23 protein-coding genes are annotated in these 23409 nt (G+C 36.7%); 5 read left to right on the top strand and 18 right to left on the bottom strand.

What is annotated here, in order from left to right:
• Positions 1 to 236 precede the first annotated feature (236 nt).
• From HME7025_RS06005 to HME7025_RS05995, 3 genes are all read left to right on the top strand, one after another.
• Complete coding sequence (locus tag HME7025_RS06005) at positions 237 to 611, top strand: helix-turn-helix domain-containing protein (RefSeq protein WP_109322761.1); 375 nt, start codon at positions 237 to 239, stop codon at positions 609 to 611.
• Positions 612 to 676: 65 nt separating this feature from the next.
• Positions 677 to 1258, top strand: coding sequence for a hypothetical protein (locus HME7025_RS06000; RefSeq protein ID WP_223142170.1), 582 nt, complete (start codon positions 677 to 679; stop codon positions 1256 to 1258).
• A gap of 264 nt (positions 1259 to 1522) precedes the next feature.
• Positions 1523 to 2536, top strand: a complete 1014-nt coding sequence (locus HME7025_RS05995) for a type I restriction enzyme HsdR N-terminal domain-containing protein (RefSeq protein ID WP_109322759.1) — start codon at positions 1523 to 1525, stop codon at positions 2534 to 2536.
• 5 nt (positions 2537 to 2541) lie between these two features.
• Here HME7025_RS05995 and HME7025_RS05990 read toward each other — a convergent pair whose 3' ends face one another.
• The 17 genes from HME7025_RS05990 to lpxK form a co-directional block, all read right to left on the bottom strand.
• The gene (locus HME7025_RS05990; protein WP_109322758.1) at positions 2542 to 3126 is read right to left on the bottom strand and encodes a hypothetical protein; all 585 of its coding nucleotides are present in this window, start codon (positions 3124 to 3126) and stop codon (positions 2542 to 2544) included.
• A gap of 48 nt (positions 3127 to 3174) precedes the next feature.
• The gene (locus tag HME7025_RS05985) at positions 3175 to 3381 is read right to left on the bottom strand and encodes a hypothetical protein (RefSeq protein WP_154401941.1); all 207 of its coding nucleotides are present in this window, start codon (positions 3379 to 3381) and stop codon (positions 3175 to 3177) included.
• Position 3382: 1 nt separating this feature from the next.
• Positions 3383 to 4651 carry a DUF6965 family protein gene (locus HME7025_RS05980; RefSeq protein ID WP_109322756.1) on the bottom strand — a complete coding sequence of 423 codons (1269 nt, stop codon included), beginning with the start codon at positions 4649 to 4651 and terminating at the stop codon, positions 3383 to 3385.
• Positions 4652 to 4771: 120 nt separating this feature from the next.
• Positions 4772 to 5977: a hypothetical protein gene (locus HME7025_RS05975; protein ID WP_109322755.1), complete on the bottom strand. Its 1206-nt coding sequence runs from the start codon at positions 5975 to 5977 to the stop codon at positions 4772 to 4774.
• A 1-nt stretch (position 5978) separates the two neighbouring features.
• Entirely contained in the window at positions 5979 to 6203 is a 225-nt protein-coding gene (locus HME7025_RS13430) for a hypothetical protein (RefSeq protein ID WP_226998289.1), read from the bottom strand.
• 58 nt (positions 6204 to 6261) lie between these two features.
• Complete coding sequence (locus tag HME7025_RS05965) at positions 6262 to 6618, bottom strand: helix-turn-helix transcriptional regulator (RefSeq protein WP_109322753.1); 357 nt, start codon at positions 6616 to 6618, stop codon at positions 6262 to 6264.
• Positions 6619 to 6662: 44 nt separating this feature from the next.
• A complete protein-coding gene (locus tag HME7025_RS05960; RefSeq protein WP_109322752.1) occupies positions 6663 to 7940 on the bottom strand; it encodes a hypothetical protein in 1278 nt (425 codons plus the stop codon).
• Positions 7941 to 7962: 22 nt separating this feature from the next.
• On the bottom strand, positions 7963 to 9105 hold the full coding sequence (locus tag HME7025_RS05955; protein WP_109322751.1) for a site-specific integrase: 1143 nt from the start codon (positions 9103 to 9105) through the stop codon (positions 7963 to 7965).
• Positions 9106 to 9125: 20 nt separating this feature from the next.
• Positions 9126 to 9677, bottom strand: coding sequence for a helix-turn-helix domain-containing protein (locus HME7025_RS05950; protein WP_109322750.1), 552 nt, complete (start codon positions 9675 to 9677; stop codon positions 9126 to 9128).
• 237 nt (positions 9678 to 9914) lie between these two features.
• Positions 9915 to 11279: a tRNA uridine-5-carboxymethylaminomethyl(34) synthesis GTPase MnmE gene (gene mnmE, locus HME7025_RS05945; protein WP_109322749.1), complete on the bottom strand. Its 1365-nt coding sequence runs from the start codon at positions 11277 to 11279 to the stop codon at positions 9915 to 9917.
• Positions 11279 to 11563, bottom strand: coding sequence for an SCP2 sterol-binding domain-containing protein (locus HME7025_RS05940; RefSeq protein ID WP_109322748.1), 285 nt, complete (start codon positions 11561 to 11563; stop codon positions 11279 to 11281). The genes mnmE and HME7025_RS05940 overlap by 1 nt, the downstream gene beginning before the upstream one ends.
• 65 nt (positions 11564 to 11628) lie before the next feature.
• Positions 11629 to 14547 (bottom strand): PD-(D/E)XK nuclease family protein, encoded by a 2919-nt coding sequence (locus HME7025_RS05935; RefSeq protein WP_109322747.1) that lies wholly within the window; start codon positions 14545 to 14547, stop codon positions 11629 to 11631.
• A 6-nt stretch (positions 14548 to 14553) separates the two neighbouring features.
• The gene (locus HME7025_RS05930) at positions 14554 to 16263 is read right to left on the bottom strand and encodes a GMC oxidoreductase (RefSeq protein WP_109322746.1); all 1710 of its coding nucleotides are present in this window, start codon (positions 16261 to 16263) and stop codon (positions 14554 to 14556) included.
• Positions 16264 to 16273: 10 nt separating this feature from the next.
• On the bottom strand, positions 16274 to 16813 hold the full coding sequence (locus HME7025_RS05925) for a gluconate 2-dehydrogenase subunit 3 family protein (protein ID WP_109322745.1): 540 nt from the start codon (positions 16811 to 16813) through the stop codon (positions 16274 to 16276).
• A gap of 109 nt (positions 16814 to 16922) precedes the next feature.
• The gene (locus HME7025_RS05920; protein ID WP_109322744.1) at positions 16923 to 17549 is read right to left on the bottom strand and encodes a transposase; all 627 of its coding nucleotides are present in this window, start codon (positions 17547 to 17549) and stop codon (positions 16923 to 16925) included.
• 231 nt (positions 17550 to 17780) lie between these two features.
• Complete coding sequence (locus tag HME7025_RS05915; protein ID WP_109322743.1) at positions 17781 to 19772, bottom strand: putative porin; 1992 nt, start codon at positions 19770 to 19772, stop codon at positions 17781 to 17783.
• A 29-nt stretch (positions 19773 to 19801) separates the two neighbouring features.
• The gene (gene lpxK / locus HME7025_RS05910) at positions 19802 to 20809 is read right to left on the bottom strand and encodes a tetraacyldisaccharide 4'-kinase (protein WP_109322742.1); all 1008 of its coding nucleotides are present in this window, start codon (positions 20807 to 20809) and stop codon (positions 19802 to 19804) included.
• A gap of 67 nt (positions 20810 to 20876) precedes the next feature.
• Here lpxK and HME7025_RS05905 point away from each other — a divergent pair, with 67 nt between their 5' ends.
• Together HME7025_RS05905 and HME7025_RS05900 are read left to right on the top strand one after the other, a co-directional pair.
• Entirely contained in the window at positions 20877 to 21971 is a 1095-nt protein-coding gene (locus HME7025_RS05905; RefSeq protein WP_109322741.1) for an o-succinylbenzoate synthase, read from the top strand.
• 48 nt (positions 21972 to 22019) lie between these two features.
• Positions 22020 to 22421 carry a hypothetical protein gene (locus HME7025_RS05900; RefSeq protein ID WP_109322740.1) on the top strand — a complete coding sequence of 134 codons (402 nt, stop codon included), beginning with the start codon at positions 22020 to 22022 and terminating at the stop codon, positions 22419 to 22421.
• Between the two features lie 92 nt (positions 22422 to 22513).
• Here HME7025_RS05900 and hemF read toward each other — a convergent pair whose 3' ends face one another.
• On the bottom strand, positions 22514 to 23407 hold the full coding sequence (gene hemF / locus HME7025_RS05895; protein ID WP_109322739.1) for an oxygen-dependent coproporphyrinogen oxidase: 894 nt from the start codon (positions 23405 to 23407) through the stop codon (positions 22514 to 22516).
• Between the last annotated feature and the right edge of the window lie 2 nt (positions 23408 to 23409).

Below are 23409 nucleotides of genomic sequence, written 5' to 3'. Positions count from 1 at the left end.
TCATAAAAAGATTCCAAACAAAGCCAACTAAAGCTATTTATATCGCTTTATATATACAAAGAGCGACAAAGAGCTACAACTAACGACAAACGTAAACAGCACTACATTGACTTTTTGCATATTTGAACCGTTCGAAATTCTAAAATAGTCTAGACGAGTCTAAAGTTGCGTCTCATAGCGTATCAAATTGTCCAGACACTTTTTCTTTCGAAAAAATAAAAATAATTTAGTGCACAATGGAAGCGGTAACTACGAAAAATATCACCAATGAAATGCTGATGGAGCAATTTCTTGAAATGAAATCCATGATTGCTAATTTGCAATCCGAGATTGAATCTTTAAAGAATCCAGTTGATTCCTTTTTAACGAAATGGATCGATACATTCGAAGCCATGCGTATGCTTCGATTAAGTCGCCGCACCATCGACAATTATATTAAAGCCGGAAAACTTAAACCCGTTAGAATCAATAAACGGAATCACTTTGCCGTAACCGAAGTAAAAGGCCTGATGCATGTTCCTGAAATTCCAAAAATTAGAAGCTATCAGGATGACATCCAAACAATGCTTAAACAGGTGGCGAGGATGAATGAGATGGGTGAGGATTGGTAATTTGCATGAATTTTTCCATTTTTTGCATGCATTTCTAAAAAACTCACTAACTTTGTATCCGAGCAATGAATTTACTCCGTCAACATATAAAGCAAGGTGAGATATATCGCCGTTCTGACCTGGAATATTATTCCACGGCCATAGATAGGCATTTGGCACAGCTCACAAAAGATGGAACATTGATAAAACTCAACCAAGGATTGTATTACGCGCCCAAACAATCAAAATTTGGGGCTGTCCCCCCGGATGACCGCCAGGTAATAGAATGTTTTCTGAAGGACGAAGATTTTATTTTGGTATCCCCAAATAGTTTTAATTCACTAGGGCTAGGACTAACACAGCTTTATAATACCATATGGGTTTACAACCATAAGCGCAAAGGCGAGTTTCAACTAAATGGTAAGACATTTGAATTCAAACTAAAATCCTCTTTTCCTAAAAATATCTCAAGAGAATATTTGCTTGTTGATTTACTAAACAATTTGGACAACCTTGCTGAAGACCAATCCCAAGCACTAGATAAACTGCCGCACAATGTACGTAGTTTTAATGCTGATGCGTTGATGAAGTATACGCAGCAGTATGGAACAGGCAAAACAAAGCGTACTTTAAAATCAATCCTTCGAAACGTACTTCAGCATGCTTGATTTTAATTATAACTATATATGATAGTTACTTCCCGATACAAAAAGTAACCATTAGATTAAAATACCTCAATACAATCAATAAAAGCATTTTAAGCTAGTAAACTAACTATTGAGGTACAAACAAGGTACAGAATTTGAAAAAATCGTAATAAATGAATTAATATTATTTACTAATCTACAAATTTAATTATCACTAAAAATTACTGAAAGGGAAACATTACCTTTGAAAAATTAATCCTACTTTAGGACAATAAAATATTACTTATGTCAAATATCAACAGAAAGCAAGCGTTCAATTTCTTAAAAAAATCATTGGAAAATTTCAATTTCGCTCAAAAAGCTGAAAACTGTGCCAATGAGGCTCAAACCAAGAAGTTTTTAATTGATCCATTTTTTATGCTTTTGAATTATGGACATGAAGACCTAATTCCAGAATATGAGGCTGATTTTGGAGAAAGGGTAAGTAATAAAGTAGATTATGCAATCAAATTAAACAGAAAAGACATCATAATAATTGAATGCAAAAAACTACATAGCAAATTAACAGATAAAGAAGCTGGACAACTAAGTGGCTATTTTCAAAATGCAAAAAATTCAAGAATTGCAATATTAACAAATGGGAGAGAATATAGGTTTTACTCCGATGTTGTTTTATCAAATACAATGGATTCAAAACCATTCTTTATTTTCAATTTAGAGAATTTTAACGACAACGATATAGATGGATTGTTAGATTTTGATGCTAGAATTATTAATGTCATTGACATAATTACAAAGGCTCAAGATTCCGTATTTATCGAAGATTTTGAAAATACATTCTTTATTGAAATGATAAGTCCATCGGCTGATTTTTTAAAATTGATTCATAAAAAAATGTCATTCAAATCTAAATTTAATGATGCTAGAATGATTCAACTTATGAACTCATCTTTATTCAAATCATTAACGGATAAAATAATTTTGCACGAAACGAAAACAAATTCAAAATCTTCGGGAATTATTACAACCGAAGATGAGATACAAGCATATCATACAATTAGGACAATTTTAATTCAGAATAAAAAAATACCTAAAGAAAAAATAGGCTATCGTGACCAAAAGGGGACATTTAATATATTACTGGACGAAAATCAACGTAAAATAATTTGCCAATTGAAGTTCACAGATTCAATAAAGAAAATAACAATAGGAATTAATGATTACCCTTTAGACCAAATTGACGATATTCTCAAATTTAAAAATGAACTTACAGAAAGAACAATTTCACTATTAGATTAGTAAAATTATTTTAATAATAAATCTATTGCACTTAATTCAACATTATCAACCTTCTGAATTGTTTCAATAATCTTCAAATATTTCTTAGTCGGCTTTCCTGCATACGTTTTTTTGAAATTTCTTGCATAAAGTTTGCTGTATAGGTCATCACTTTTGAAATAACTTCCAAAAGTTTTTTCCATTAGCCTATAACTTTTACTTCGAGTTTGTTTTTCGTACATACAACCCCTGAACGCTGAACGGTGGTAAAAATAGGTGTCGGCTAAATACAGCTTTCGGCAACGCTTACCAGTATGGGGGCAAACGAAATACCAAACAACCCCTTTGCCTAAATTGGAAGGGGCTGAAACAAGTTGTACCCTGTAATTTATTGGCGTTTCATTGCATTTATAATCAAGTTCAAGATAAGGAATATCTTGCTTTGTGTTTACTCTTATAGAAATGCTACCTGTTTTAGTTCCGCTTCTACTCCATGATACTGTTCCAGTTTGAACTTGATTTGGTAACAAATAATTATGTTTTTTCAAAAATGAAATACTAATTGTTTTTAAGTCATCATACAAAGTCGGAAACGTGTAAGGCTTTGGCATTGGAATTATATTGTTAAAAATGAAACCTAAATTTTTAAGGAATATGTATTAATCAAAAGTAAAAGGTTCTCCTTCTTTTGGGTGAACTGATTCGACTTTAGGAACGACAAAAGGCATTAATTTACATAGAACATTAACTTTCTCCCTTGTTTCTAATTTTTCAATCATTTCAGGTAATTTCTCAATTTCCTTGCTCATTATAGCTTTCAATTTATCTCTTAAGTCATTGGTAAAAATCTTTTCATTAGCTTTCATATCAATATACATTTATGGTTAATACACGTTTTAATTCCTGTAATCGGTTCAGGTATGGTAAAAAGGTTTGTTTCCCGTTATTATCTCTTAATGTGCCTAAGTGGCTTTCTATGAATAGGGGAAAATCTGTTATTATACTGCACATATTCAGCTTTACAGGTTGGGTTGGTAGTACAATTCCTGCAAAGTAGTTTTCAAGTTCAAAAATATCATGTTCCCAACTTTCGGGTTTTGGTTGTTCGGGCTGTTTAATCCGTATCACCTCAACCAAAGGTTGATCGGCTGGGGGGTGTTCGGTGGTTTCGGGTTCAGAAAGCACAAAGGCTTTGTAATCGTCTTTTATTAAATAGTCGGCAAGGTCAAACCCTTGTTTCTTTTCTGCTTCGGTGGCTTTACGTTCCAGTAAATAGGAAACTGTAAATATTGCAAGGTGTGAAAGTTCTTTTGCCTTGCTGCTCCATTTATCAAACCCGTTGAGGTCGGGAAATAGTGTAACAGTTCGCCCCTTTAGTATGCTGCACTTTTCAGCGTTTAGGTTGGTAAGGCTGCCAACTGCAACCCAAATAAACTGGGGAAAATAAACGCTGGCAATTACAGCCGTTTTTTCGCTTTCAACTATGGCAACGGGTTTTGTTTTATCAATTAGTAAGTGTTCGCCAAACAAACATTGCCTTAACTCATATTCAGGCTGTTTAAGGGCTTTGTGTACCCAGTAAACAGGCAGTTCAAGGCTCTTTACTCTTTTGCCTGTGGTGGGACTGTAAAGCATTATTTTACCCGTTCTTACTTTGCCCTGTGTATCTATTTGCCAAAATACCGTTGCACCGTTCCAATGTTTTGAAGTGGCAATAAAATAACGGCTTACAAGTTGGCTGGCAACCTCAACCCCGAACAGGTTAATTAGGAACTGTACAAAGTGGTTCGTTTCGGCAACCTGCAAAACCGTTATATCAATTTGTAAAGACTGTTTAAATACCCCAACGGGAATGAATGAAGCGGGCTTTGGTTGAGGTGTAAAAGGTCGGGGCTTGTATGCTTTTGGCTGGGGGATATCAAATGAAATATTGTTATCCTGAAAATACTGTTTCGGGGTGTAATGGTGTCCGCAATTACTTTCACGGTTGCACCTTCCAACGCTGGGGTGTAGGTGTTCGCCCGTTTCCGTATCAATGTAAAGTGAAAAGGTTTTATTCCTTTGCTGGCAACTGGGGCAACGGTAACGGGTATTCATTCCCTTGTATGGTTCTAATATGTATCGGTGTTCAATCATGACTAAATTATGTTTGCAATTTGCAAAGGCGTGTATAGGGATATGCAAACTTGCAAACGTGAAAGGTTGTTTGTAATTAACCTTTGCAAACGTATTTTGCAAACTTGCAAACCTTTGATATTAAAAGGTTTCATTAGGAATAAGTTTATAGTAAACGGTTTTCTCTTTTGTTTCCTTAGATAATTTACAGCCTTGCCCTTGTTCGTTAAATATTTCAATATCTGAACTCATTATTTCAGCAATACGGCTTTCAATAGTTCGCTGGCTTGCTTTGAAATCTTTACAAAGTTTATCCAGTAACTCAACCCTTGTTAAGGTTGCCCCGTCCCCTAAATACATTTCTATAAATTCAGTCATATCCTCATTACTGGCTTTATGCTTTCGGTTGTTTATTACCCCTGAAACTTCGTTTGCATCTGCCAAAACCAACCCTTTAGCTTCATTACAGTATTTGATATAAAATGGGGTATGCCTTGCTGTACTTCTACATTTCAAATACTTCACCCTTATAATATCAGTATCATTTTGGCTGGCATCTTTTTCAAAGCCTACCTGCATAACTGTACTGGCTTTATTCATAAGTTCAGTTCCAAAATGTCCCCTTGCTTTGTCGCTCTTTGGGTTTTCGTGAATTAGGCACAGGAATATTACATTATGTTCGTTTATAGCCATATTCATAAGGTCGATAAGTTCCATACTCTTATCAGTCTTATTGAAATCCTCAATACAATCGGTTGAAACGTCCAGTACAATAAACAAAGGGTTGTTTGTGCTTTTCTTAAAGTGGTTCAAACATTCGTTTAAAGTGGCAAACCTATCTTTACGGTTTATTTGTAAAAGGCTTATGTACTCAAAGTTGCTGGGGTGGTCGGCTCTACTGTAACCAGCTTTCATTTGTATTGACTGTAAAGCATACGGCAACTGTTCCGATAAATTCCTTTCGGTATCTACATAAACAACGGTGTGGGTTGCATTAAAATTAAGCCTGTTAAATCCCAGTAGTTCATTTTTGTTTCCGTTCAGCTTCAAAAATGCTGCACAAATATTTTCTGCCAACCTACTTTTGTGTACCCCAGCTTGCCCCTGAATTACATTGATAGTATGGGGAAATATTACAGCGTTTTCACCTTGCTTTAAAACAGGTTCAGAAAACCTTATTTCACTTGCTTTTAATTCCTTTAGCTTTTCACGGGTTGCAAGTACTGTTTTTAGATTATCGGAAATACTGGCTTCATTGCCTTGCTTTAAAAGCTGTTCTGCTTCGGTTTTAATATCCTCAACCCCGATACTGTATTTATCAAATTCAAAATTCGTTTCCAGTTCCATATCAAAACAATAATAAGGGTTGAGTAAATAAATTCGTGTCGGTTGTATAATACCCAGCACGGTGTTTTGATACTTTACATAAACCCTGTTGAAATAGGTGTATTCTGCCTTGCTTTTGCCATTCAGCTACATAACGGCAAATATTTGCTCTTAAAATTCCTGTTTCAATGGAAACCATTAACATAGTTGAGGGCTTATGTTTGAACGCTGTAAATACCTGTTTCATTTGCCCCTCAAAATGTTTATCTTCGCCATGTCTTTTATGAATGGGGGTGTTCAATGTCTTAATCATTGTTACCCCCTTTCTTTTTTAGGTAGGTGTCGGCTTCGCTGGCTGTTTCTGCAACAGTCTTTTTTCTGCCTTGCCTTAACCAGTTATCAATTTCCGATTTTAGAAACCTTAACTTTTTACTGCCTTTATGTACTGGAATAGTACCAGCGTTCACCCAGCCGTAAACTGTGGGCTTACTGGGTTTATCGGGGTGGTAAATACAAAGTTCGTTGAGGTCAAACCAACGGTCGGTTTCGGTTGGTTGTTCGCTGTGTACCTGTTTACTGTTCTTTAAACAGGAATTAACACAATCAATTATTACCGTTTGTAAATCTTCAATCGGCAATGAAATAAAAACTGTTTTTTCCATATCTTTTAATTTAGATATAGCAAAAAACAGTATAGTAAATAGCCCTATTTTCCCAACTTTCCGCTTTGGGAAAATTGGGAAAGTATTGTTTTAATATCTAATTCAATATTATCGTTTTCAAGTCTTTTATATTGCTTTCTGAACTCACTTGCATCTTTAGTAAGGTTAAGCCCCTTTACTTTTTCATTCAATAAATCTTTGTAAACAATATCTTTAAAATGTTTTATCAATGGTTCGGGTTTATGGCTCTTTAATACCTTAACCCACAAAGGAAAAACCCCTTTTGCTTTTCCTATGTAATTGTTATTTCCATCAATTGTAGGAGGTTCTAATTCACATAAAATTTTCAAACAAGGATTAGCGTGTTCAGGATTATAAAATAATTCCTCAAATATTTTCGGTGTTTCCTGTTCCGATTTTGTCGCAGTTTGTTGAGATTGCAAATTGTGCTCGCACTTATCAAACGTGGCAAACAATCGGGGGTATTTCTTAATTTGTTCCTCAACCTTGTTCACTATTCCTGAATAGTAGCCAAATTCCTTTACAGCTTTATGAGTTATAATAAAAGGGAATTGTTTTTTTACATAGCCCCAGCCCTCATTTATTCCTGTATGCTGAACGTGAAAATAGTTTATGTGAATATCCCTTACATACTGTTCAGCGTTTGCACCGTAAAGGGTGTTCGGGGAAACTTTAAATTCAGTTTCAAAATATTGTTCGCCCTCTTTGTACGCTTCAATGAATGTATTTAAGTAATCCCAGCCATTTATTGTGGTTTCTGTTTTGGTGTCCATATTTCGGGCTGGCAATTCCTTTGTTGTAAAAATAACAGCTAGTTCAGGGGTGTAAATCTTTACGGTATCAGACTCAGTTTTAAGTATAAAACAACCATTGTTTTCAATTTCCCTTTTGATACTTTTAAAAGTGTGTTTAGTCTGCTCCTTTTCCTCAAAAATGGTGGTAAGCCAAAACCTTGTATCAATTAGTTTATCCCAGTATTTGAGTTGTTCCGCAAGTTCATCCCGCACGCTTTCAACTGCTTTTTGTTCTATTTCACTGGGATATTCATATTCAATCAAAACAGCTTTAAGAAGGTCAATATAACCCTGTATTGTCTTTTTTCTTTTGATACCAAAGTGATTTTCAGCTTCGGCTTTCCATTTTGGGAAATGGTCAGGTAATTTCTGAATGATTAAAGCCGCAAAATAAGGTTCGCTGTTCTTAATATGTTCAGTTAGTCCTTGCATAATTTCAGGGTAATATTTTTCAGCTAATTCAGGGTTGAGCGACAACCATTCAACCCATTCGTCAATATTTTTCATTTGTCTTTTAAGTTATACGGGGTTAAAAATCTAAATGTATTTTGTCGGCTGCTTCACGTTTGGTTTGGTCTATAATCTTTGCGTAAATCTGTGTGGTTTTTAGTTCACGGTGTCCTAGCATTTTACTTACTGTGTAAATATCTGTACCCTTTGATAGCTGTAAGGTAGCAAACGTGTGCCTGAAACAATGAAAGGTTATATCTTTTTCAATATCAGCAAGTCCTATCCATTTAGCAAGATGTTTATTTTCGTATGCTGAATAATTTAGCCCATCAAATACTCTGTCGGTTGGTTCTTTCCTTTCACCTAGTAAGCTGTAAGCCTGTTCAGATATAGGCATTACTTCTACTCCTTTTGTTTTTTGCTGTTTGAACTGTATAAAATACCCGTTGCCCTCAATGTATTCCAGTTCACCCCAAACAAGGTTCTTAATATCGGAAAACCTCAACCCTGTGAGGGCTGAAAACAGGGCTGCACTTTTCAATAAAGGGTTATTACATTCCGTTTTTACAAGGCGATTCAGTTCCTCAATGGTTAAGAAATTCCTTCGGGTTTCTGCCTGTTTAACAGGTTGTATTTTGCTGTTCAGGTCGCTGGGTAAAAATCCGTCTTTATAGGCTTGCTTTAAAGTGGCTTTCAATTTATTAAAATAGGAAACTGCTGAATTTTGGGCAAGTGTTACGTTGTTGCTCTTATTGCTTTTGGTTGTGAGTAAATACTCTTTGAAGTCATTACAAAACTTTTCGTTGAGATTGGCAAACTTTAAATTACCACTCGTGAAGGTTTCAAGATATTTGTACGCTGAAACCCAGTTATCATGGTTACTAGCTTTACGTTTGTCGGCAAGGCTTTTGAAATAGGCAACAAAATTCTGTTCGCCCCGTTCCTTTATTCGTTTCTGTTCCAGTTCGTACCCCGTGTAAATTTCGGGTTTATTCAAATGGTTTTCCCGTTTCTGTCTTATCTGTTCGGCAATTTGTAAAGTTTCTTTGTTATGCTGTTTATCAATAGGGTTCTTTGCCTTATCAAATAGGTACAGCCCTAAAAATTCCCTTCGGGTTGGTTCGCCCGTTTCGGGGTGTGGTATTGCTGGGTAAAAATCTAAATACAAACTTTGCCTGTCCCCTGAAATTTTCTTTTCTCTTAGCTTAACTTTTATTGCCATTGTCTTTTATGCTTTAGGGTTTAACTCAATAGTTTATCAATTACCGTTTTCGGAACGTATGCAAACCAGCCCTTTTTTATTTTGGGTATGCTGTTTCGTTTGATAAGGTTTTGTAAAGCTGTTTCTGAAATACCGTATTTGTCCTGCACTTCGGTAAGGTTGTAACAGTCTGCAATATCATGCTGCATTTGTTCGGGTTTAGGTGTTAAAGGCTGGGGTTGCTCAAATAGTTTGTCAATTTCAGAACGCTTAACCCTTGTAATCCTTTGCCCCAAATTCACGGCTTTAATATTACCGCTTTCAATGTAGTAATATGCTGAACGTACCGAACAGTTAAGCAAGCGGGCAACTTCACGAACAGTTAAAAACTCTTTGGCTTTCAGTTCCTCAATAGGTTGGGTTTTTATTTGCTGGGTTTGTTTATTGCTTTGTTCAACCTTACCAGCCCTTAGCTTCTGTTTGTGTGCTGCACTTGCACACTTATGGGAACAGAAACGGGTTACTGTGGTTCGGGCTGTAAACCCCTTACTGCAATGCTGGCAAATTCGTTGTACCTCAATATTTGAACTCATTTTATATCTTTTAATATTTTTACGTTGCTTTAAGTGCAATTAAGTGCAAAATAAAAAGGTCAGAACCCTGCTTTTTGTACCTCAACTGCATTAAGGTACAGATAAGGTACAAATATTTCATAAACAAACAACTATTAACACAAAACAAATCCATACATGTATACATTAAAAAAGCCCTGTATTAGAGGGCTTTAAGTAGGTTTCTTGTTGGTTTGATATTTGATTGTTTTGTGGTGGTTACTTTCCGATACAAAACTTCCCAAAGATGTTTTTCAATAGGTCGTCGTTGGAGATGGCTCCTGTGATTTCGCCTAAGTGATGTAAGGCATAACGTAAGTCCTGAGCAATTAAATCTCCCGTTAAATTAGATTTTAAAGCAGCTAATACCTCTTCTAAGGTTTCCTGCGTCTGCTTTAATTTCTCGTAATGGCGTAAATTGGTTACCATTGTTCCTGAGTTGGACACTTGATTTAAACCCACTACATCCAATAATGTTTGCTCAAAATCTGCCAATCCTTGACCAAATTTGGCCGAAATGGCAACGGTAGGAAAACCCATCGCTTCCCAATCTGCAATGGCAGGTTGGTTCTCATCGACTTTGTTTAATACCAAAATCAAGGGGATGTCTAATTCAGCCATCTCCAACAAAGTAGCTTGAATGTCCTCAGGTTTATCCACACTCACATCCACCACATATAAAATCACTTGAGCCTTCTTTACCCAAGCTTGCGTTCGTTGAACTCCTTGGGCTTCTATCACATCTGTTGTATCTCGAAGTCCTGCCGTATCTACCAAGCGGAATCGAATACCACCTAATACCCACTCATCTTCCAAACTATCTCGGGTAGTACCTGCAATATCAGACACGATGGCTCTCTCCTCTTTTAATAAGGCATTTAACAAGGTGGATTTACCAGCATTGGGTTTACCTACAATCACGGTAGCTACGCCATTTTTAATGGCATTCCCTGCCTTAAAACTAGCTACCAAAGGCCTTACTTTATCTAACAGCTTGTTGACTAAATCCTCCAAATCTTGGCGATCCGCAAATTCCACATCTTCCTCACCAAAATCCAACTCCAGTTCAATCAATGATGCAAAATGGATTAGTTCCTCTCGCAAAGCAGCTAATTCTTGCGAAAAACCTCCCCGCAATTGATGCAAGGCAGCAGAAGTAGCTGCGGCTGAGTCAGCGGCAATAACATCCGCTACCGCTTCTGCTTGAGCTAAATCAAATGCTCCATTCAAAAAGGCTCTTTGTGTAAATTCCCCCGCTCTAGCTAATCTAGCTCCTTTTTCCACAAATAATTGAATGATACTTTCTTGAATATAGGGCGAACCATGGCAAGAAATCTCAATAACATCTTCTTTGGTATATGACTTAGGGCCTTTGTATAAACTAATCACCACTTCATCATAGACTCTTTCATTGGACTCAATACGTCCATAGTGTAAAGTATGTGGAGCTTGTTTGGATAAATCTTTGTTCGGGAATACCTCATTAACCCATGCAATGGCCTGATCACCCGACAAGCGAATGACACCAATAGCACCTACACCCAAAGGTGTAGCTAGGGCAATAATTGTATCCTTAAAATCCATTATAGCAAGTTTTGCAATTTCATGGCCACTGACATATCTCCAGAAATCTTGATTTTCCCAGTCATGACAGCCATCATCGGGTTTAAGTCGCCCGACATCACTTTACTGAAATTTTCTACTGTGGCAGAAATAGTACAATCAGCTTCTTCATTTTCATTCGTTACTGTTCCGTCATTTTTTACCACTATGATTCCTTCTGGAAAAGCAAACTTAAATGATACACCTAAGCCGCCTTTTTGTGCAGCCATGGTAGCAATTCGATCGTTGATGTCTTGAAATGTCATATTATTTTTCTAAATGTGTCAATAAAAAGCAAATTTAAGGCATTTATTTCCTTAATAAAATAAACCTATACCTCGCGGTGACAAATCCCTTTAAAGTCGCAATACTGGCAATCTTCTAAATTAGCTGTTTTCTCAAAAGGGGCTAATGGATCTATTAATCTCTGAACCCAATGCGAAACCAATTGTTCTGATTCTTTCAAAAATGCAACTAAAGGTTGATTCTCACTAAATTCAATATTCTCTGTTAAAACTTTTGGCCCCAAATTTCTAAATGAAATGATACCTGGCTGAATTAGAATATTCTCTGCTTGGATTTGCTTCAAATAGTCGACTCGCTCTTCGCTTGGTTTAAGCAATTCTGAACCCAATAAAAACTTATATAACCACAATTGAAAAAGCTTTTCCTTAATATCTTCGGAAGTTAATTCCGACATAAGATCTTCTCCAATCTTTAAATCCTTTTGCTCTACTTTACCCGTTTTGTAATCAATAATCCGAATAGTATTGGTCCCAAGACGATCCATTCGGTCAATTCGTCCTTTAATTTTTACAGGCCAAGTTTCTCCATCGACCGAAATATTAACCATGGTCTCTAAACTTCCCTCCACAACTAAAAGTTCAATAGCTTGGCTTTCCCACTGCGGTGAAGCTTGCAAATAATTTTCTAAAATCGTTTTGGCAACTTCCTTCAACACATAATTAAAGCCTTTCTCTAATTCAAATAGCCCTTTTTCTTTCTCTATTTCTCGAATGGCCTGATTCAGGTAATCATCCAAATGGTTGATTTTATCATTCCAATCCACTTGATCCAAGTTCCCTTGAAATTTTTCAATTATTTCCGAATCAATGATTTCTAATACTTTATGAATCCAAGTCCCAAAAACATCAGCTCCCATATCATCGTCGCTCTGTTTTTCATCTCGCAAACCCACAATTTGAGAGAAATAATATTTCATCGAACAGGTCATCAACATAGACACAGAGGAAGCAGATAAGCCTCTTTTTTGAAGTCCATCTTTGATCTTTTGTCGCATATCCCCCGTTTTTTCAATTCGGTTCACATGCTCTTCTCGCTGTACTTTTGGTTGACCTAATTGCAATATGGGCTCTTCCAAAATCAGATTAGGATTCTTCTTTTTCCAATCAAATCGAATTTGTTTGATGAAACGACTCATTTCCTTGATGTTCGATTTTTCTGAAGGTTGTACATAACAGAGTATTACTTCTTGTGCTCGCTGCAGTAATCGATAAAAGTGGTAAGACGTAACGGCATCTGCCTGAGTAAAAGTTGGCAGTGAAAAATAGGACATGTTGGCTATGTCCGTTGGGATCAAGCTTTCTCGCTTTCTTGTTCCTGGTAATGAACCTTCATTCAATGACAGAATGATTACACGGTCAAAATCCAAGGTTCTTGTTTCCAGTAAACCCATGACATGCAAGGTTCTGGAACTATGATCCGGTCCCTCAAAAGTCAATTTTTGCTGTTGCAGTAATTGCATTAATAAAATTTTCCCACTTTTAAATGAAATGGGAAATCGATCTTGTATGGAAGTCTCTAATGTTTCACAAACATCAAATGCTTGTTGAATGGCTTGAGCTTCTTCATCCCATTCATTAGCAGGATATGCACGTAAAATTTGATTAATAAATCCTTTGATATGCCCTAATATTTCAGAAAAATCAGATTCGACATTAACTAAAACATGATGAAGTAAAGGAATATTGATCGCTTTAATCGTTTCAAAGGACACATACAAACTATCAGTACCCAATTTTGACTGAAGCCATTCACTATCTACTATTGGATTCTGTTTGGACCAGTATTTCACATAAACTTGAACTAATGGGTGGTTCCAAAGTTTCATAAAATGCGACATGGGAAATCGTCCATCTATTCCCCTTTGAGTCAATTCCCACCATAAGGTAATCAAAGAAAACACCTGTGTTTTTTTGATGGAAAAGCCCATGGTGATGTTTAGTCTATCTTTGAACTCACCGATATATTGGGTCACTTGATCCAAAAGAGACTCGTCTCCCAGTACCAAAGCAACCTGTTCTTGATCTCCATTTGTATAAGCCCATTGACGAATTGCCTCCATGGCCACATAAATCTGAGCGGAAGGATTGGCGACGCCTAAAATTTGTACTTTTTTAGGGTCTTCCAACAAATGTTTTCCCATCCAAAGGAAAGGCCCACGTGCTAAATAATCTTGAGAAGCTGGATGAGCATAGTTTCTCAACCAATTGCCAGCCCTATGAAATTTGTTTTTCACATAATATTCATCGGCATCCCAAAGTGTTTCGGCTAAACCTTGTTTCAACAATAATCGGATAATCTCCTCTTCTGCTTTGGACAAGGCATTAAATCCGACAAAATATATTTTTTTGAAATTTTTAGTGAGGGCAATACCCTTTTCTAAATTCTCAACCAATCTACGATATGCCATGCCTCGGTACACTAAACCAAGCGATTCCAGACGGCTTTTAAGACGTAAATAAACTTCCAGCAAATGATCATAAAGCTGAAAATATGCTTTAGTATTTTCTGTGATGAATTTTTCAGGATGATCTTCGCCATATTCTTGTCCCCAACGCTCCAGAGATTTGGCTTCCGATAAAAATGAAAATAACTGTACAGGGTCAACTAAATAAAGATCTAATACATCAAAATCCTTCAACATTAATTGACCCCAAGAAACAAATCGATCAAAATCCACTTGCTGATCTACTTCCTTAAAACTAGCAAAAGCTTCCATCAATAAGGAAATGGGATCCATAAGCTCAGAATCAGTCATTTGAAGAGCAAACTCCTCAATGGTCATAATTTTAGGAGAAAGAAAAGGTCTTTCTCCTAACTGAGCTAATTGTGTTTTAAGGTAAAGCGCTCCACGTTGAGATGGCATCACAATGGCCACTTCACGTAATTCATCAAAACCATGTTGGGTTATGAGGTGTTCCGCTGTCTGCCTTAAAAATGATTTCATACTGTCTTACAAATTTCCCTTTTTCATTTCTTTGACAGCATAATCCACGGCTCTTGCAGTAAAAGCCATGTAAGTTAAGGATGGGTTTTGAGTTGATGTTGAAGTCATGCTAGCACCATCTGTTACAAATACATTTTTCACATGATGCATTTGGTTCCATTTATTCAGTAATGATGTTTTAGCATCAGCCCCCATTCTAACTCCACCCATTTCATGAATATCTAAACCTGGTGCTTGTTTGGTATCCCGATGGCGAATGTTTTTAAAACCTGCTTTGGTGTACATTTCCGTAAACTGGTCGATAAAATCTTGCACCATTTTATCATCATTGTCATCATAAGCTACATTGACATGCAAAATTGGCATACCATTCTCATCTTTTTTCAACTTATCCAGTGTGACCTTATTGGATTCTTTCGGTATGGTCTCCCCCATCATGTGTGAGCCCGCATACCACATTTGATTCATTTTTGGGTTTAATAAGGAATTTTTCAAGCTTTCCCCTAAACCTTCCCGATCAGTACTTGAACCTCTTCCTGCATTCATACCGGCCGCATAGCCACGTAGGAAATTGGTTTCTTGCTTATACAAATTACGGAAACGAGGAATATACCCAGAATTAGGACGTCCGCCTTCCGTTTTATAATCCAAATAACCTTCATATTCAGCTGAAATAGAGGCACGGTAATTATGAAAAGCAATATGTGTACCTAATAAACCAGAATCATTTCCAAGGCCATTCGGGAATCGATGTGAAGTTGAATTCAATAAAATCAAATTAGTATTTAAAGCCGCAGCAGTAACAAAAATCACTTTGGCATAGTATTCCACCATTTCTTTAGTATGAGCATCAACCACACGAACACCAACAGCTTTTTGTTTCTTCTCGTCATAAATGATAGAATGCACCACCGAATCAGGACGTAAAGTCATATTACCCGTTTTAGCTGCCCAAGGTAAAGTCGATGCATTGGCTGAAAAATAGCCCCCATAAGGACATCCTCTTTGACATAAATTTCTACCTAGACATTGTGCTCGGCCTTGTTGATAGTGAATATCCTGAGGTTGAGTTAAATGCGCACATCGACCAATAATCACATGGCGGTCATTATATAGACGTTTAATTTCCTTTTGAAAGTGCTTTTCAACACAAGTCAATTCATGAGGCGGTAAAAACTCCCCATCAGGAAGGGCATCTAAGCCATCTTTATTGCCTGAAATCCCTGCAAATTTCTCTACATGGGAATACCAAGGATCTAATTCTTTATAGGTTATTGGCCAAGGAGTCGCAAAACCATCTCGCGCAGGTCCATCAAAATCCAATTGAGACCAACGCTGTGTTTGTCTTGCCCATAAAAGCGATTTCCCTCCTACTTGATAACCCCGAATCCAGTCAAAAGGCTTATCTTGTTCATAGGGATGTTCTTTATCTTTCACAAAAAAATGCTTGGCATCTTCCCTGAATGCGTAACATTTGGAAATGATGGGGTTTTCCTTGATTTCTTCATCCGTCAATCGACCTCGGTGGGGAAATTCCCAAGGAGACATTAAGGTGGTAGGATAATCTTCGTTATGAGTAACTTTTCTTCCTCTTTCTAAAACCAATGTTTTGATACCTTTCTCACAAAATTCTTTGGCAGCCCATCCTCCTGCCATTCCTGATCCAATGACAATAGCACCATAGGTGCGTTTTTCAGCATTTGTTAAATAGTTCATTGCTATAAGCTTATGATTTTTTGACAGGAGCACAGCCGTTAAAAAAGCCTGGTGCCATGACATAATGATAGTATTTGACCATAATTTCTTCCGAGGAAGTATAACCTTGAATAGTTAATCCTTTTAGGGTTGACATGGCTTTTTGTGCATCAGCACCAAGATTACCCTGAGCCATAGAAAAAAGGAATTGCTCTTTTTCTGCTTGGCTAGCTTGAGTCCAAGTTTTTTTTGCATAGGATTCAAATGAATCGGTAAATCCATCCACTACTTTTCGGAAAGTAGCTTGTGCAGAAATTTCGTAGCAATCATCCAACATGGTTTTTATAAACACTGGAACTCCTAAACTTACCGCCCCAGGAATTGTCGATTCAGGTATAATAACTCCCACCCATTCATTCAGTTGTTGGTCTTGTTTCGTAGTCCAAGGTTTAGATTTCTCCGATGTCTGTTTTACCGGAATTTTTTGAGCCGAAAGGTCGTAAAATGCTACCGTACCTAAGGTGGCTAAGGCCATTCCCTTGACCCATTCTCTACGAGAAATTGTTGTCATGTATTTTCAATGTTTAACTAGGTAAATCTAATGAAAAAATGGGAGCTTGTTGTGCTGAAAATGTAGGTAATAGGTCAATTGAAATATACTAAGTTCCACTCCGCTTAAATCAAGTTCGCCTCCTTCCCCAATTTTTGGGATTGTTGAGTGTATATCTCTGCATGTTATCATATGCATTTCTACTTAAAACCACGTAATCATGATAATTGGAATGCCAATCAAAATCGGGATTTATCATGTGTGCAAATTTTGATACAACCGATTTATATGATCGAACCACAGTTGAAATTGATCCATATTTAGGCGAAATGGAGGCCATATTTTCTCTTATTGAGCATGTATATGTTCTTTGAATGGATTCAAAATTTGGCTCAAAAACATTCGAGTTGAATGAAGTTTCCTCTTCCTTTGATACTGTTAAATTAGACTTTATTTCTGGATTATTTTTAATAATCAACATACCATGCATATGATCAGGCATGATGACAAAATTGCCTAATTCAACAAATGGAAAATGCAATGGTATTTCTTGCCAAAATTTATCAGCCAATTTGCCTAATTCACTTAAATGCATTTCATTATCAGAATTGGGGATTCTTTTAACGATGGAACCAAAGAAGTGAATTCTATTTTTAGTAACAAGTGTGATATAATATACTCCAGGTCTTCTATAATCCCAATTGGGTTTTCGAGTGGAATCGACACGGTATTTATTCCGAAATTTTCTAGGCTTCATGAGTGGTATAGGTGAAATTTTCAACTGTAATGATCTGTCATAAACAGGTCTCGACAACAAAAAAACCACAATAACTCATCAAAAAAAATCTAAAAACCAGAATATCAACTATCAGATGAAAGTCGAAGCACTGCTTCGACTCAGTAACTAAACGACACATTCTAAAGTCGAAGCACTGCTTCGACTCAGTAACTAAACGACACATTCTAAAGTCGAAGCACTGCTTCGACTCTAATCAAACAAAAGCCATTTTACTCCATAACCAAAAACTCGCGACATGGCTGGATGAAGGTAAGCCGTGTAATAATTATTGTTCAGAAGACCATAATTGGCATGCGACATTTTGAAAAATAAGCGTACCCGATTAATACGCAAGGAAACATAAGGATCAAGCTGAACAAAAGCTGGTACTTGATAATTATTTTGAAGGTGGTATTGTTGAAGCGCAGGTTGATACGCATCGGCAAAATAGGCCGATTGATGATGAATATCTATTCCAAATTGAACGTATAATAACTTCTTGTATTGAACATCCAATGCTAAGTTAGCGTCAATCAACAAGTTGGGCATGCGCATAACATCGGGTCCTGTTTGCGTGTTGGCATACACCTTCGTAAACCAAGAGAATTTTCTCCATTGGCCTCCTAAATCCACTGAAGTTCTAAATACTCCAATATCCGATTTAGTTTGAGTTGGAGTGGCTAAAGAATCAAAATATATCCAATCAGAAATACGCTGAATAGTTAAACCTGGTTTAAAATAAATATATTTTGACTTCAGATTAATCCCTCCATAGATTTCGTCCATGGATACATTCGCAAAATCATTTTTCCATCGATACGAGGTATTATACACCCAATTGCTCGCAATACTAGGACTGTAAGATATTCGTTGAGCCGTTACCTGAAAAAAGGGCGATTGAAAACTTGCTTTTAATCGATAATCAGAACCTAATAGATATTCTCCTTCGGCTGTAAAATCAATATTCTGATTAAATGATTGATTAATCCACAAACCTACATAATTTTCAAATCGATCTAATTTACTCTCGTTCAATGGATTGTAAACTGACCAATAACGTTGCTTTAAGTAAGTCCGATAAACAAATTGCTTGTAAATTCCTTTTAAGCCTGTTTGATGACTGTAAGATGACCAACGGTTTTCATTATAAAGAGAATCTTCTGCTGGAGCCTGAATGTATTGAATGTAGGTTCGTGGATAAAAGCCATCTGTTAATGATTGTTGAAATGCTTTATCTCTAAACTTAACAGTTCGGTTTTCCACGTCTAAAGCTTGAAATAATTGTAAACCTTTCCAGCCTATAAATTCATGATAGACATGAAACTTGATGAATTTATCATTGGATTGAGAAAGGGAATTGGACAATATAGCTGTATTATCCGTATACTTCAATGCTTCATCGGCTGTCAATGTCTTTGACAATTTTACCCCACCTTGATCATTCGTCCCTTGATCAAAATAATTAATATGTCCCAATAAGCGGTACTTCTTATTTTTAGATTGAAAATTAGTATGCAATAACAGGCCCCATTGTCCCAATAAACTTTGCTCACCAGATTTGAATGCCGCATCTGTCAAGACTTTATCGGCTACCATTCTTTGAAGAGCAATGCCAATATTCCAAAGAGAATCTACGTTTCTAGCAAAATTAAAATTCAAACGAGTTTGACCACCTCCTCCCAAATTATATTCCACTTCAGAATAAGGCGATTTGGAATTAAAATACCGCACTTGGTCAGCTTGAAATGCATAAGGAGAATATACCGAATACCCTAATTGAGTTCCTAAACTACCTGGCGATTGAAAAAATACCTGTCGAACGGCTGTCCCATCATTACCCAAATTGGCAGTCAAAAAGCCACTTTTCTCTTGGAATAAATAACGCTGAAACAAGGTCAGCGTCGTGTCTATCCTACGCTTAATTTCTCTTGAATTCACGATGTCAGATTCATGCACAAAATACATGGTATTGGGGCCATAGACTTGTTTCGTGGAATCATCTAGGGCAGCTCGACCACTTTTTTGAGGTCCTTTATTTTTTCCTTGATTATTTTGGGTAGCCGCATTGGGGAAGCCATTCCGATCATTGGGATTTTGAGTACCCGGAAATCCAGAATTTGAACCAGGTGTTAACACTTGAGCCCAAATCGAAATTGGAAGTAAAAAAGAAATAAGAAAAAGATAAGTTAACCGATATTTCATCCCCACAAAGGTAGCTTAATTTAAGGAAATTATCTTGTCAGGCTTTGGTTCAACATGCTCCAAAACAAATCTTCCTTGTTTAAAAAATACATCTCCATAGGCAAGTAGGCCATTTTTTTAGTTAAAGCAGGAAATTCCTGATAGGCAGCTTGAAGGCGAACAAAATCCTTGTGTGTCGCTATAAATGCCTCATTATCTGCCATATTAGCTGCCTTTGTATTCAATTCAAGTAGTTCTGCCTGACTAAAACGATGATGATCTGGAAAAGATTGTGTGCTTTTCAATTCCCCTAAAGTACCAACTTGTTCAAAAAACAAAACAGGATCCGCTATACCTGCCAAGGCATGCCAAGCATTAATCGTTGCTACATCATTTCCAATGGGATTGCCATATCGAATAGAAGCAAAAAAAGTAGGTTTAGGTATTTCGGATTCAAAATAATCCATTTGCTGCTGGTCTAATTTGGAAGGACATCGAGTCACCACAACAGCATCTGCCCTTTCAATACCTTCTCTCCATTCCCTTAATCGCCCCATAGGCATTAAATGGTCTTTAAAATAAGGTTGATCAAATGTGGTACAAATGATATTAAAATCCGCTTTCAGAGCTCGGTGCTGAAATGCATCATCCAATATAACTGTCTCTAAGTTTGGCACCTGCTCATTCATTTGTTGAATACCAAATACTCGGCTTTCGCAAACTGCGACATGAACATCAACAAATGTAGCCTTATAGGTTAGTGGTTCATCCCCAACTTCAGATGCTTTAGAATTTACTTCTACCCATTTAAATCCTTTGCTCACACGACCATAGCCTCTACTTAAAATACCTAAAGAATTATTCCAAGGTGAATTCTTAATCAAATAAGCCACTAATGGACTTTTCCCAGTTCCACCAACGGCCAAATTTCCAACGACTATGGTTTTAGGCTTATCAAAATGATGTGATTTAAACCATCCCCAATCATAAAAAGTATTCCGCAAGGAAATAATCAATCCATAAAGCAATGCCGGAAACCAGGTGATTATATTTTTCATATCAAGTTTAAAGCTAAAAAGAATCGTCGAGGCGGCAAAACAGCCCAGAAAATAATAACTTGCAGCTATGTTCGATATATCCGTTTCTTACCAAAAACATTCCCTAAAATTTCACTTTGAAGCTGGTACTTCCCGAGGAGTATTAACTGAAAAGAATTCGTATTTCATTCAGATTAAAAACAAGAAAAACCCCACCCAAGTAGGATTAGGTGAAGCCGGTCCCTTGCGAGGCCTAAGTCCCGAATTTGAAGAAGAAGGGCTAGCTGGATTCGAGAAATACATCAAGAGTGCTAATTGGGAGTTTTTTCCTGAAACTTTAGAAGAAATTCCTTTATTTATTTCCCATCTCCCCTTAGGTTATCCGTCTTACAAATTTGCCATTGAAATGGCTACTTTTGATTATATCCAAGCTAAAAATGGGGTCTATTTTGACAATGAATTTAGCCTTGGAAAAATGGCAATTCCCATCAATGGCTTGATCTGGATGGGGAAACCCGATTTCATGGAAGATCAAATTGAACAAAAAATCGCACAGGGTTTTACCTGTTTAAAATTAAAAATTGGCGCCATTGATTTTGAACAAGAATTAGCTATTTTAAAAAACATAAGAAGTCAGTTTCCTGCCAATAAACTAAGTATTCGAGTTGATGCTAATGGAGCATTTACAAGCCATGAGGCGGCACATAAATTAGAGAAATTGGCCCAATTGGATATTCACAGTATTGAACAACCCATTCGGGCTGGACTTTGGAATGCGATGGCTGATTTATGCAAAGAAAACATATTACCAATCGCTTTAGATGAAGAGTTGATAGGCTTAGAAAGCGAAGATCAACAAAATCAATTACTTGATAAAATACCAGCAAATTACATCATCATTAAACCCAGCTTAGTGGGTGGCTTTTCTGCTAGTCATGACTGGATTCAAGCGGCAGAAAAACGTAAAATGGGCTGGTGGATAACCTCAGCCCTAGAATCCAATATAGGATTGCAAGCGATTGCACAATTTACAGCAGAATATTCACCTTCTATCCCACAGGGTTTAGGAACTGGCACCTTGTACACGAATAATTTTGCTTCTGGCCTATCCATTCAAAAAGGAAATTTACATTTCAACCCAAATTTCAATCGTATCAATCCTTTTCATGAAAATCATATTTAGGAAATTCATTTTAAGGCCTATCTTTACAAAAAAATAGAAAAATACTTCATGAATACGATTGACGCGGCAATGATTGCCATCCTAGAAAAGCGCTTAGAACTCTCTAAATTAAATTATTCAGATGAAAGCTACGATGATGTAGAAGAAATCTTACACGATTTAGAAGATGATTTTAATGAAAAATATGGTGATCAATTAGAAGACATTCTGGAGAAGGTTCATATCAAACATTGTCCTGAATCCGATGTCCTTTTGCCTACCGCTTACTTAGCTAAGAAATTCGTAGAAACAGAAGATGGCGAAATTGAAATTGGTAAAAAAGAAGGAGTCGAGGTAGAGTGGATTGAAAATCCTGCTGTAGGTGCTAGATTGGTATTGTTACCTTCACCAACGCGTATTTTATTGATGACACCAAAAGGCATCAGTGTAGTTTGGGAAAAAGAAAGCTAGAAATTCAACTTTCGAATAGTATCATATTTAAATACAAAAGCAGCTAGAAATAAATTCTAGCTGCTTTTGTATAAAATGAATTCAAAGATAAATTATATCCAATCCACTCCTTTGACTAACAATTTCTGTGTTTCAAGTCCCAGTGGATAATCAGAATAATCGTGCATATAATCCCAGCTTGCCATGGGTGGTAAGCTCATCAAAATAGATTCCGTTCTTCCATTTGTCTCTAATCCAAACTTCGTACCTCGGTCGTGCACTAAATTAAATTCTACGTACCTGCCACGACGAAGTAATTGAAATGCTTTTTCTTTCTCTCCAAACGGCCTAATAGCGTTTTCTTGCATCAAGTGACTGTAAATTGGAACAAATGCCTCACCAACTGCTTTCACAAATTCAAAATTGGCTAATTTTTCTTCTAAGGTTTTAGACTTGACATAATCAAAAAATATTCCGCCAATTCCACGCGTTTCTTCACGGTGAGTATTGAAGAAATAATCATCTGCCCAAGTTTTATATTTAGGGTAATACGACTTATCAAATCGATCACATACAGCTTTGATCTGCTCATGAAACCATTTAGCCTGTTCAGGAATAATGATGTGAGGGGTTAAATCAATGCCTCCCCCAAACCAATGTTCTCCGTTGCTTAACTCAAAATACCGAACATTCATGTGAATGATAGGAACCCAAGGATTAATGGGATGCATCACTATAGACACTCCTGATGCAAAGAAATCAACTTCTTCTTTGATAGCAAGACTCTTCACCATTTTTGGATGCAAAGGTCCAAACACAGCTGAAAAATTAACTCCTGCCTTTTCCAAGATATTGCCGTTCACAATAACTCGGGATCTCCCACCTCCGCCTTCTTTACGCTTCCAAAGGTCTTCTTTAAATCTGCTTCCCCCATCGACAGCTTCTATACCTCTACAGATAGAATCTTGTAAACCTTTGAAATAATCAGCTATGACTTCCTTACGCATAC

The sequence above is a fragment of the Aquirufa nivalisilvae genome (assembly GCF_003143535.1).
Classification (GTDB): Bacteria; Bacteroidota; Bacteroidia; order Cytophagales; family Spirosomataceae; genus Aquirufa; species Aquirufa nivalisilvae.
The sequence above is the reverse complement of the archived record's forward strand: the minus strand, read 5'-3'. Positions and strand labels throughout refer to the sequence as shown.

Excerpts from the sequence above, each read along its gene's own strand:
- HME7025_RS05965 (WP_109322753.1), bottom strand. The coding sequence starts at position 6,618 with ATGGAAAAAACAGTTTTTATTTCATTGCCGATTGAAGATTTACAAACG.
- HME7025_RS13430 (WP_226998289.1), bottom strand. The coding sequence starts at position 6,203 with ATGAAACAGGTATTTACAGCGTTCAAACATAAGCCCTCAACTATGTTA.
- hemF (WP_109322739.1), bottom strand. The coding sequence starts at position 23,407 with ATGCGTAAGGAAGTCATAGCTGATTATTTCAAAGGTTTACAAGATTCT.
- HME7025_RS05950 (WP_109322750.1), bottom strand. The coding sequence starts at position 9,677 with ATGAGTTCAAATATTGAGGTACAACGAATTTGCCAGCATTGCAGTAAG.
- mnmE (WP_109322749.1), bottom strand. The coding sequence starts at position 11,279 with ATGGATTTTAAGGATACAATTATTGCCCTAGCTACACCTTTGGGTGTA.
- HME7025_RS05915 (WP_109322743.1), bottom strand. The coding sequence starts at position 19,772 with ATGAAATATCGGTTAACTTATCTTTTTCTTATTTCTTTTTTACTTCCA.
- lpxK (WP_109322742.1), bottom strand. The coding sequence starts at position 20,809 with ATGAAAAATATAATCACCTGGTTTCCGGCATTGCTTTATGGATTGATT.
- HME7025_RS06005 (WP_109322761.1), top strand. The coding sequence starts at position 237 with ATGGAAGCGGTAACTACGAAAAATATCACCAATGAAATGCTGATGGAG.
- HME7025_RS05935 (WP_109322747.1), bottom strand. The coding sequence starts at position 14,547 with ATGAAATCATTTTTAAGGCAGACAGCGGAACACCTCATAACCCAACAT.
- HME7025_RS05900 (WP_109322740.1), top strand. The coding sequence starts at position 22,020 with ATGAATACGATTGACGCGGCAATGATTGCCATCCTAGAAAAGCGCTTA.
- HME7025_RS05975 (WP_109322755.1), bottom strand. The coding sequence starts at position 5,977 with ATGGAACTGGAAACGAATTTTGAATTTGATAAATACAGTATCGGGGTT.
- HME7025_RS05930 (WP_109322746.1), bottom strand. The coding sequence starts at position 16,263 with ATGAACTATTTAACAAATGCTGAAAAACGCACCTATGGTGCTATTGTC.
- HME7025_RS05905 (WP_109322741.1), top strand. The coding sequence starts at position 20,877 with ATGTTCGATATATCCGTTTCTTACCAAAAACATTCCCTAAAATTTCAC.
- HME7025_RS05955 (WP_109322751.1), bottom strand. The coding sequence starts at position 9,105 with ATGGCAATAAAAGTTAAGCTAAGAGAAAAGAAAATTTCAGGGGACAGG.
- HME7025_RS05960 (WP_109322752.1), bottom strand. The coding sequence starts at position 7,940 with ATGAAAAATATTGACGAATGGGTTGAATGGTTGTCGCTCAACCCTGAA.
- HME7025_RS06000 (WP_223142170.1), top strand. The coding sequence starts at position 677 with ATGAATTTACTCCGTCAACATATAAAGCAAGGTGAGATATATCGCCGT.
- HME7025_RS05985 (WP_154401941.1), bottom strand. The coding sequence starts at position 3,381 with ATGAAAGCTAATGAAAAGATTTTTACCAATGACTTAAGAGATAAATTG.
- HME7025_RS05940 (WP_109322748.1), bottom strand. The coding sequence starts at position 11,563 with ATGACATTTCAAGACATCAACGATCGAATTGCTACCATGGCTGCACAA.
- HME7025_RS05920 (WP_109322744.1), bottom strand. The coding sequence starts at position 17,549 with ATGAAGCCTAGAAAATTTCGGAATAAATACCGTGTCGATTCCACTCGA.
- HME7025_RS05980 (WP_109322756.1), bottom strand. The coding sequence starts at position 4,651 with ATGATTGAACACCGATACATATTAGAACCATACAAGGGAATGAATACC.
- HME7025_RS05925 (WP_109322745.1), bottom strand. The coding sequence starts at position 16,813 with ATGACAACAATTTCTCGTAGAGAATGGGTCAAGGGAATGGCCTTAGCC.
- HME7025_RS05995 (WP_109322759.1), top strand. The coding sequence starts at position 1,523 with ATGTCAAATATCAACAGAAAGCAAGCGTTCAATTTCTTAAAAAAATCA.
- HME7025_RS05990 (WP_109322758.1), bottom strand. The coding sequence starts at position 3,126 with ATGCCAAAGCCTTACACGTTTCCGACTTTGTATGATGACTTAAAAACA.